Source organism: Enterococcus sp. NBRC 3427, from assembly GCF_007996925.1.
In the GTDB taxonomy this organism is placed as follows: domain Bacteria; phylum Bacillota; class Bacilli; order Lactobacillales; family Enterococcaceae; genus Enterococcus_B; species Enterococcus_B lactis.
The window spans coordinates 1-10,308 of the sequence record NZ_BJLL01000073.1 but is presented as its reverse complement, the minus strand read 5'-3'; the positions used below and the strand labels follow the sequence as shown (position 1 = coordinate 10,308).

General features: G+C 37.0%; 8 protein-coding genes. 2 read left to right on the top strand and 6 right to left on the bottom strand.

Annotated features, from left to right (window positions below; all coding sequences use genetic code 11):
* Nucleotides 1-43 precede the first annotated feature (43 nt).
* Nucleotides 44-1,558 (bottom strand): flavocytochrome c, encoded by a 1,515-nt coding sequence (locus tag ESP02_RS12010; protein WP_002375305.1) that lies wholly within the window; start codon nt 1,556-1,558, stop codon nt 44-46.
* Nucleotides 1,559-1,696: 138 nt separating this feature from the next.
* Here ESP02_RS12010 and ESP02_RS12005 point away from each other — a divergent pair, with 138 nt between their 5' ends.
* Nucleotides 1,697-2,503, top strand: coding sequence for a hypothetical protein (locus ESP02_RS12005; RefSeq protein WP_002375307.1), 807 nt, complete (start codon nt 1,697-1,699; stop codon nt 2,501-2,503).
* A 173-nt stretch (nt 2,504-2,676) separates the two neighbouring features.
* Here the strand turns inward: ESP02_RS12005 and ESP02_RS12000 are convergent, their stop codons facing one another.
* The 5 genes from ESP02_RS12000 to ESP02_RS11980 form a co-directional block, all read right to left on the bottom strand.
* Nucleotides 2,677-3,246: an N-acetyltransferase gene (locus ESP02_RS12000; protein ID WP_025478580.1), complete on the bottom strand. Its 570-nt coding sequence runs from the start codon at nt 3,244-3,246 to the stop codon at nt 2,677-2,679.
* A 69-nt stretch (nt 3,247-3,315) separates the two neighbouring features.
* Nucleotides 3,316-5,379, bottom strand: coding sequence for a bacterial Ig-like domain-containing protein (locus ESP02_RS11995; RefSeq protein WP_025478581.1), 2,064 nt, complete (start codon nt 5,377-5,379; stop codon nt 3,316-3,318).
* 264 nt (nt 5,380-5,643) lie between these two features.
* Complete coding sequence (locus tag ESP02_RS11990) at nt 5,644-7,122, bottom strand: helix-turn-helix domain-containing protein (protein ID WP_002375310.1); 1,479 nt, start codon at nt 7,120-7,122, stop codon at nt 5,644-5,646.
* 298 nt (nt 7,123-7,420) lie between these two features.
* A complete protein-coding gene (murB, locus tag ESP02_RS11985) occupies nt 7,421-8,356 on the bottom strand; it encodes a UDP-N-acetylmuramate dehydrogenase (protein WP_038398472.1) in 936 nt (311 codons plus the stop codon).
* 72 nt (nt 8,357-8,428) lie between these two features.
* Nucleotides 8,429-9,349 (bottom strand): Gfo/Idh/MocA family protein, encoded by a 921-nt coding sequence (locus ESP02_RS11980; protein WP_002375312.1) that lies wholly within the window; start codon nt 9,347-9,349, stop codon nt 8,429-8,431.
* 112 nt (nt 9,350-9,461) lie between these two features.
* Between ESP02_RS11980 and ESP02_RS11975 the strand changes: the two genes are divergently transcribed.
* On the top strand, nt 9,462-10,214 hold the full coding sequence (locus tag ESP02_RS11975) for an exodeoxyribonuclease III (RefSeq protein WP_002308394.1): 753 nt from the start codon (nt 9,462-9,464) through the stop codon (nt 10,212-10,214).
* Nucleotides 10,215-10,308: the final 94 nt, after the last annotated feature.

Below are 10,308 nucleotides of genomic sequence, written 5' to 3'. Positions count from 1 at the left end.
TCAAAACGCTGATTTCACAACCTCTTTTTATTTACGTTCTATTTCATTCATTTTCCGAAGCAAATCGAGCTGCTTGTATGCCCGCTTGTCGCCCAAAAATAATGATTTCTGCAACTGAGTTTCCACCGATCCGATTGTCTCCATGTAAGCCACCTGTGACTTCTCCGGCAGCGTACAACCCGCTGATTGGCTGATTTTCTTTATCCAATACTTCGGTATTCGTATTGATTTTCACACCACCCATCGTATAATGGATCCCTGGCGCGATTTTGATTGCATAATAATTTGGAGACGATAAATCATGTTCCATGGCTGTGGCACGATTGAATTGAGCATCTTTTTTCTCCGCAACATCCGCATTCCATCCATCAACTGTTTTTGCTAATGTTTCTTTTGGCAAATCAATTTTTTCTGCTAATTCTTCCATTGTTTTTCCAGTTGTGACATATCCTTTTTGGTCATAAAATTCGATGGCAGTGGCACGATCACGCACGCCTTGGTCAAAAATCAAATACGCTGATTTTTCAGGCAACGCTGTGATGGCTGCAGATACTTTATCCCTTGTATCCATTTCATTCACAAATCTTTTTCCTTCTTGATTCACCAAGATTGCTCCTTCTCCGCGAACCACTTCACCGATCAAGATTCCCTCATCCTGTTGCACGGTTGGGTGAATTTGTATTTTATCCATGTCAACGGTTTGTCCGCCTAACTTTTCGATCATGGTAATACCATCTCCAGTTGATCCTTCTTGATTTGTCGTAATATAATCAGCTAAATCGGGACGATATCTTTCAATAAATTCTTTGCTAGCACCAAAACCGCCTGTAGTGACGACGATTGCTTTACCGGTGATTTTTTTTGGTTCTTCTCCTTGGACATGTACAGTCACTTCATTGACTGTTTCGCCATTTTTCTTAATATCTGTCACATCTGTGTTGACAAAAATCGGTATTTTTCGCTCATGGACGCTGTTCAATAATCCATCCACTAAATATCCACCGATAGCCGAGCCATCAGACGGACGATGCGTCCTCTTCTCACTCATCCCTCCAGTGATCGTTAAATTATCTAGTTTGATCCCATTTTGATCCAACCAATCGATTGCATCAGCAGAGTGATCGACAAAGTAACGAAGCATTTCTTTATCATTTGTTCCTCCGCCACCTTTTAGCGTTTCTTCATAGAATGCCTCATTTGAGTCTTCGATTCCCTCTTCTTTTTGGAATTTGGTTTCAGAAGCGTTCATTCCGCTTGATGATTTAGACGTATTTCCTCCGGCAACAGGCATCTTTTCGAAAATCACTGGGTTCAAGCCAGCATCTTTTGCTTCGATAGCGGCTGCCATCCCTGCACCGCCGGCTCCCACGATTACGATATCATAAGATTCTTTCATTTCTTTTGGATCAGTATATGCTTGTTCAGAAGCACCTGATGACACTTCGGCAGATTCCTTCGTACTAGAACTTGTCTGTGCTGTATTTTTCTGATCTGCGCCACATGCACTCATGGCAAGAAGCGAAACCGCCGTTAATAAACCAACAACTAATTTTTTCATGTTTATCCCCCTTTTCTCCTTATACCTATATTAAGTGATTTTTTTCACAATATCAACTCTGTTTTTCTTTAAGACATATAGTTTTGGTAAACACACGCTTCTTAGTATAATTAAGGATATACATGAAGGAGTTATTTTATGAATCATTTGAAAACCTTTTTTACGAACAGCACAAAAACTGCTGGCAGAATCACAAATGGAATCTATATTTTATTACGTATCATCGTTGTTATTATGTTGGCTGATCAGATTTGGAACCAACATTGGGGAAATACGATGCTTTTATTATTGACACTGATTTTATTTGAAATTCCTTATTTCCTGGAAAAGATATTAAAGATACAGATTCCAAATATGTTAGAAATCATATTGTTATCTTTTATTTTCAGTTCAACGGTTTTAGGAGAATTAAGCGATTTTTATGGCTATTTTTCAATGTGGGATACTTTTCTACATGCATTCAGCGGATTTTTAGCTGGGGGTGTCGGTTTTTCACTTGTTTATTTGCTCAATAAAAATACAAAAACGATGAACTTGACTCCTTTGTTATTAGCAGTCGTTTCCTTTTGTTTTTCGATGACAGTTGGTGTTATGTGGGAGTTTGTTGAATTTTCAGCAGATAAATTGCTACAATTCGATATGCAAAAAGATACGATCGTCCAGCAAATCAATAGTGTGGAGTTAAGCAAAGACGGAAACACTGTCTATCATGTTCCTGTTATCACTCGGACAATCATTGAAAGTCAGAATGCAGACGGTAAAACAGATAAAATAATCATCCAAAATGGTTATTTAGATGTGGGAATCATGGATACTATGAAGGATTTATTTGTTAATTTTATTGGAGCAGTCGTTTTCAGTATATTTGGTTACCTTTATAGTCGAAATGATTACCAAAAATTTACTTTCATCAAGAATTTTATTCCCAAAAAAATCAAACGATAAAAATACTAAAAAAATAAGAGAAGAGGCAGTGACAAGACTTTTGTCACGACCTCTTCTTTTTCGAATAAATAGCGTATCATCAGCTAGCCAACAGGATGAATTCAAAAACAGTAAGATAGAAAGAACTACTTTTCCGTTTTTCTTCTCATATTGTGAGCTGATTTCACCATTTTTTATTTATCTAATTTACTTAAAACCTGCATAACTTTTTCATAATCTGGATTAGGTGTGCCGTCTAGATTTTCAGCAATAAAAGAAAAACCCATTTTTTTATAAAGAGCAATCGCCTGATGGCTCCATGTCTGGGTGTGAAGATAGATTGGTCCATCCGTATGGAGGGTAGGAAATTCTTGTAAGACTTTAGCAGTCAATGCTTTTGCGAGCCCTTTTCCTTGGTAAACTGGTTTAACTGCCAACCAATGAAAAACCGGATACACTCGCTCTCTTGATTTCTTTCGCCAAGCGGTACAGGTTGCTACTTTTTCTCCATTTTTTGTCTCTACAAAAAACATCCTTCTTTCAAGTTCTTCAGGATAAGGAGCAAAGTTTTTTTGAAAATACTCAAGTGCTTCATCTGACGTTTGAAATTCCCCAACAGAAGTTTCAATCTCTGACCAAGCAGATTCGTCCCCTTTTTGATAGGTTCGAAATTTAAAGCCTTTCGCTAAAGGCGTCATTGGCACAGGCAGTTGAAGTGGTCTTGTCATCCAGATTTCTGCGTAAGGCAACGTTTTATCTAGCATTTTTCTATCCCTCCTCGTATCCATTATGCCAAATAACTGATAACTCAGCTACTTATTTGACTATAACAATCAGAACCAGTCATCTGCGTCAAATTCATTTCGATTAGCGTATACCCATGTTCCTGCCATACCTCGCATGACATCTCCTAAAGCGGAAGAAGAAGGGACGCCTCCACCAGGTGCGGGTGTTCCCGGACTAGGAAGTGGTACTTGCGGCTGCAGATGCTCATTGGTGGAATCAATAGTTGACAAGCGCTTTTTCTTCGTTTCCTTGCAGTCATCTGATTCATTTTGATCTTCCGGCTGTTTAGCAACAATTTCTTTTTCCAATTGTTGTTCTATGTTAGACTCTAACATTTCATTTTCCGATTCAGAAACTTGTGGTACCAAATGATCTTCTTGCCCTATCGTTTGGTTAGATTCTGAGCTGTTTACAGATATTCTTGCTGGTTCTAGGCTTCTTGTTTGTTTTACTTCCCCTGTTGGAGAAACTGCATGAGCCATTTGTTGTTTTTTTTCTGACAAGCTTTCTTCTTGTCTTTTTTGTTCTTTTTGGTTTATCTGTTTGTTTAATGGTAAAACATGTAATAGCGACTGAGCATGGAGTTCTTGGAGTGAATACGGGTCATGATAACTATACATAATCGTAAAATCGCCTGTTTGTTTGGTCAAATAACCATCCTCCAATGGTTCTCCGTTGATTGTGACCTCTACATCCTTTGACGGTACGGGTTTACCTAAGGAGTTTGTTGCGGATTGGATCAACTCTTCTTTACTTATTTTTTCATTTGGCTGAGCAATAACAACGTGACCTTCTAATGAACTATTATCCGGTACATAAACATAAGTGAAGGTAATTTCCTCTCCTGATTGCTTCCTATTATTCATCAGTTCTGAGTGAAGGGCTTCAAGGATTACCGACCAGTTACTATTTCTGTCTAATCTGTTTGCTTGCATCCAGTCAGAAATAGAAGTGACTTTTCCGTCTTGTTCATAAGTCGACAAATCTACATTTGGCACTCGATCAGAAAATTCAGCAGGTAGTTGTAAATCTGGAATAGGTTCTACACTACTTATGCGTGTTTCTGCTTGCAGTTCTTTATTCGTTTGACGATCAATAAAATGAGTGATGACAGTCGATGAAGCAGCAGGTGCTTCTACATAAACGACAACTGTTGTTTCCACCGCTTTTGATGTAAGAGGATCTACATAAGTTAATGCGACGGGATATTCTCCCGGTGTGGTAGGATCTACTGTCCCGCTCATTTTGATTTCTTCTTTATTCCCTGAAGTTCCATCGCTTTTTGTTACATATTCGATAAGCGCTTTAGGGTCGTAATTCTCTCCTGTTATTAGATGAAGATCTTTTCCTTTGATAGCTGTTTGATCAGCATGAACATGAATCACAGCAGATGCAGTCATTGTTTTTAAAGCAATTGGATCAAAATAAGACAAGTCAATAGTAGATACACCTGTATTGGTCGTGTCTATGATATTCCCATTGTTTGAAATTACTTTGGACATATCTCCTTGTGTTCCATCTGCATTCCTCAAGCTTTCTACCAGATTCGATATCGAAATTTTTGTCCCTGCCAGAACGTCGATTTCCTTTCCTTCGAACTGTGAATAATCTTTTCCATATACATAAGAGACTTGTGCACTTCCACCGTCCTTCACACCTGTCAAAGCATGATTTAAACTATCAATAATCTGTTTTAGCTGATCACCTTTTGTTGGATCAGTCATACCGGAAAAAATAGAAAGCGGCACGCTGCTTCCAGTTTCTGATGTCCATAATGTTTTGTTAGGAATTAACCAATAGTGGTTTATCGTTGGAGGATAACTGACTTTATTATAGGAATTCAAAGAAGGAAGTAGCTGTGTTCCACTTACATCAGTGAAAGTATGAGTAATAGTAATAGGGGAATCAGTCGTCTCAGAGACAGATGTACGTACGATCTTGATGGTTTGTGCCGTTGCCTGAACGGGTACATTCATATAGACACCTACAGATAAGCTGATCAGCATCGTACGCATCACAAATTTGACGTAGCGATTTTCAGAACACGATCGTTCTTTGTCTAAACGGCAAGCGTGTTTATTTAGTTTTTTAGGTTGTCTTTTTGAACACATTTATTCTTAGTCCTCCCTACTCTTGCCTCGGCATGAAGTAGTAATTTTCATAAGATGATTTTATTATATAGATAAAATCAAAAAAAGATGGTCCATTGGGACAATATTTTTCTTGATTTTTTATTGTTTCAAGAAAATCGGAATAATAACTTATGTACTTTTTAATTTTGTCAAGCAATAACTCTCGATATCTAGTCATCCTTTCTTTGAAAAAAACATAAATCAGCTAATAAATAGGTGAGACAAAGTTGTCCTCCATAAATATTAGCTGATTTTTTCAGTTAAATGTCTATTTTTTTCTCTGATAATGATATTCCCAAAATATTCCCAGTCATCTGGAGTCGGCGGATTTTTCCATATTATCTGCTCTTTGTTGAATTTTTCAAGCAAACAATCAGATAAATAAATATCCGTACGGGAAGTGATTCGACTTTCAATCACAATATTGTAATTTTTAAATCCCTTCACTTGAGAAATAATATAATCGGTATAGGCAGATCCTTGAGAAAAATCAATACAGACATGGATTGGTGCTTCAAAATAAGAGACTGGACAAATACCAACCAATAAAAAAAGATAATCATAAAATAAGCGAATCATGAAACGTTCATCTTTTTCCAAGAAATAACGTTTATTATCTTGTATGACATTTTGGATCGCTGTACTGAATATTGGATACGTTTCGAAGAAAAACTGCAACTGCTTTTTAGACGTAAAACTAGTCATCTCAAAGTCGAATATCCAATTTTTCCGATTGACATGCATCATCCCCATACGAAGTTCTTTTCGTATATGGAGTCTTTCTTCTTCAGAAACTTCAGTTGAAAATGGTAATCGATCAATCAATTCCACTGACATTTTTTGACTAATCATATGGATATCATGAAAATGAGCTTCCGCAAGCCCAAACGCACCATCTAATTCAAATTCTTCTTCCGTGATCAAAAATAACATGATATAAGAAATCTCATCAATGATCTGCTCTTTAGGGATATGTAGAAAAGAAATATGCGATAAATCCTTAATAATCTTCATTCCTTCTGAGCTCTTAAAGTATTCATCTGAAAAGAAACGTTTTCCTATTGGTTGATTTCCATAAATCCTCAACAAACTAACAGTAGTTAGCAAATTGAATTTGATTCGCTTTGTGGCAGACAACTTTAAATTGAACAGATATTCAAAATATTGCACGATACTCTTTGCTTCATTCATGACGCTTTCTCTAAATGGCATAGAAAAACCATTAAAAACCCCAAAATATACCCCAAATAATACGTTCCGTATGTTTATTTCTTCCCCAACTAATATGTTTTTCTTTAACTTTATTTGATGCTGTTCAAGAAAAGAGACTAATTCTCTTCTTTTTACATAAGCTCTTGATATGCTTAAAAAATGGTTCTCTGCAAATTTTTCAATTGTTACTTTTGAATCCACGATCTCCGTTAACAGTCGAGCAATTTTTGATCGTTGAAAGTAGATTCTTCTTAAATTTTTGATATCCGTCAAATTTAGCCGTTCAACATGAATCTCTCCTTCTTCTGAGATTTGGATCTCTGGCTTTGATTTGAATTCAAAAAATTCTTTATTTAATTCTATGATATAATTTCTTGTTTTAAATTTAGATAAACCTAATGTTTCATATAACTTAGACAACACGACGTAATTCTTTTTCTCAAATTCTAAATATCTGGCTAACAGCAGTTTTTCTCTATCTTCCTCTTCGATAAGGTAATCCAACTTCATATCCTACACCTCAAAAAAATGCCTCATACCAATCACTTGATATGCAGATGAAAGTTCATCTTTTCACCTATACTGATTTTATGATGGATTACACCTGTTTTTTCATCAGTTATTCTCATTTTTTATCTTTTTTTTGAGAATATTGCAAAAAATGGAAAAATTTACGGGAAAATATTCTTTATTTTTTGTTTTATTGTGTTAAAATGTACAAGATTTGCACCATTTGCGTAAACAACCACAAAAAAGAGCAGGGCGTCCACCGTCCTGCTCTTTTACTTATTTTAAGTGCAATCACTTATTAATTCGCTAAACTTCTGCTTGTTTCTGATAGTGCTTGTTTCTCTCCAATGATCCGCACTTCTGTTTCTAAAGACACATCAAATTTTTCTTTGATCACTTCTTGGATGTGCGCAATCAATTCAATATAATCTGTCGCTGTCGCATGATCGATATTGACGATGAATCCAGCATGTTTTTCAGAGATTTGTGCACCGCCCCATTTCAGACCTTGCAATCCTGCTTGCTGGATCAGCTGACCCGTATAATGTCCTACTGGGCGCTTAAAGACACTGCCGCATGAAGGGTATTCTAATGGCTGTTTGGATTGACGCAATTCTGTCAACTCATCCATTCGTGCTTTGATTGCTTCATAATCCCCTGTTTGCAAACTGAATCGAGCTTCCAATACGATAGCACGTAGCTCTTGGACTTTACTGTGACGATAAGAAAATACCATTTCTTCTTTTGTCAAAGTTTTCAATGTTCCATCTTCAAGCAAAAGATCCACTTCAGCAAAAACATCTTTGATCTCTCCGCCATACGCACCTGCATTCATATAAACCGCTCCACCGACACTTCCCGGGATGCCGCAAGCAAATTCAAATCCAGTCAATGATTCGGCCAAAGCTGCATAAGTCGTATCAATCAGTGAGGCACCTGCTTCCGCAATGACCATCGTTCCTTTGACATGAATCTGTTTCATTTCAGTCAGCATGATGACTACACCACGGATCCCGCCATCTTGAACGATCAGATTGCTTGCGTTTCCTAGTACCATCCAAGGTATATCATGGATTCGGCAATAATCGATGATTTGCTTTACTTCTTCTTGCTTTTTCGGGAATGCAAGGACATCAGCTGGTCCGCCTGTTTTCGTAAACGTATAGTTCATCAATAGTTCATCAAACAATAAAGTGATCGTGGCTAAGCTTTCAACTATTTCTTCTTTATTCACTGAGGATTTTCCTTTCTTTTCTCAAACGTCCCCATTATTCTATCACGCTTAATACAATCTTGCCAGTCTTGTTCAAAGTTGATGACGGTAGTGCTCTTTAAGCACTTCCTCGCATAATTCATGACTTCTTACAACTTCTTGCTGTTTAAGCAGTTCTGCTTTCGGTTTACCTGAACGAATCTGAGAAAAGAAGGCCTCTACCATTGGCTCGAACCCGCGTTTGACTAGCGTGTTCGTCCAGTCGCCAAATTCTTTCACCTTTTTTCCATCAACATCTTGAATGACAAGCTGGGTCAGGTCGCTTACTTCATAAGTACCATTCTTACTTGTTACTTGGTATTTTTCTGTATTAGCACCACTTGCCAAATCCATCGTTAATATAGCCGTTTGATTTTGTGTTTCTAATTGTAAAATGGCATATTCCAAATATTCCTTTGTTTCTCTTATCTGATATTTTGTTCTCAAAATAGGTTCATCCAATAAATACACCGCTGTATCAATGAGATGTAAAAATAAATCATAAAGGACGAATTCTGTCGTCTCTTTTGCCGCTATTCGATTTTTTTGCAGTTGGATCAGCCGCTTCTCTGGGATACGTTTCAATTCTTCTACCATAGGAGCAAAGCGTCGGTTAAAACCGACCATCAAGATCAATTGGTTCTTATCAGCCAATTCTTGCAATTCACGCACTTCGTTTAGATGGACACTCAACGGTTTGTCAATATAAACATGGATACCATTTTCTAGACATCTTTTTGCTAGCTCATAATGTACTTTTGTTGCTGCGTGAATCATGCATGCTTCGATTTTTTCTTCTAAAAGCTCATCGATCGTTTCATATAGATGTTGGAACCCATATTCTTTTTGGATTCTTTCTTTTGTTTCTTTATTTCGTGTTGCAAAATAAAAATCAACTGTTCCTTGTTTTTTCGCATAAGTTGGTAAATATGCTTTTTCTGCAATATTCCCTACACCGATTACACCAATCTTCATCGACTTTCCTCCTGGATCATTTAGTTACTTTCATCTTACACCATTTTTTACTAAAATGAGGTACAATAGTATCGCAAAGGTAAGGAATTTAATTCGAAGGAGTGTGCTTTTATTGAAATTTATCTCTTGGAACGTGAACGGGCTTCGTGCCATCGTAAATAAAAATTTTTTAGAAGTTTTTCATGAGTTAGACGCCGATTTTTTCTGTTTGCAGGAAACAAAGCTCCAAGCAGGACAGATCGATTTAGATCTTCCTGGTTATTATCAATATTGGAATTATGCGGAACGAAAAGGCTATTCTGGTACAGCCATTTTTGCTAAAGAACCTGCATTGAATGCCACTTACGGAATGGGTATCGATATCCACGACACAGAAGGCCGTCTGATTACTTTGGAATATTCCGATTTTTTTCTTGTAACTTGTTATACGCCAAATTCTCAAAGTGAATTGAAACGTTTAGATTACCGATTAGAATGGGAAGAAGCCTTTTATAATTATCTAGAAAATTTAAAGAAACAAAAACCAGTCATCGTTTGCGGGGATCTAAACGTCGCGCATCAAACGATCGATTTGAAAAACTGGAAAACGAATCAAAAAAATGCTGGATTCACTCCAGAAGAAAGAGCGGCTCTTTCTCGACTGTTGGATAACGGGTTTATCGATACATTTCGTTATTTTTATCCAACTCAAGAAGGTGTTTACTCTTGGTGGAATTACCGATTCAATTCAAGAAAAAACAATGCTGGTTGGCGGATCGATTACTTTTTGACGAGCAAAGATTTAGCGCCAAGACTGGCTGATGCAAAGATCCATACGGACATTATGGGCAGTGACCATTGTCCAGTAGAATTAGATTTGAAATAAAGAGGTTGTGAAAATGACTTTCCACATTTTCGTATAAATTTGGCTTAATACCGAGAAACTGGCTTTTGAACACCATTTACCAAGAGGTTGTGAG

What these genes read in the sequence shown, in the direction of transcription:
- ESP02_RS11980 (WP_002375312.1), bottom strand. Translation starts at nt 9,349, where the DNA reads ATGAAGATTGGTGTAATCGGTGTAGGGAATATTGCAGAAAAAGCATAT.
- ESP02_RS12005 (WP_002375307.1), top strand. Translation starts at nt 1,697, where the DNA reads ATGAATCATTTGAAAACCTTTTTTACGAACAGCACAAAAACTGCTGGC.
- ESP02_RS11995 (WP_025478581.1), bottom strand. Translation starts at nt 5,379, where the DNA reads ATGTGTTCAAAAAGACAACCTAAAAAACTAAATAAACACGCTTGCCGT.
- ESP02_RS11990 (WP_002375310.1), bottom strand. Translation starts at nt 7,122, where the DNA reads ATGAAGTTGGATTACCTTATCGAAGAGGAAGATAGAGAAAAACTGCTG.
- ESP02_RS12010 (WP_002375305.1), bottom strand. Translation starts at nt 1,558, where the DNA reads ATGAAAAAATTAGTTGTTGGTTTATTAACGGCGGTTTCGCTTCTTGCC.
- ESP02_RS12000 (WP_025478580.1), bottom strand. Translation starts at nt 3,246, where the DNA reads ATGCTAGATAAAACGTTGCCTTACGCAGAAATCTGGATGACAAGACCA.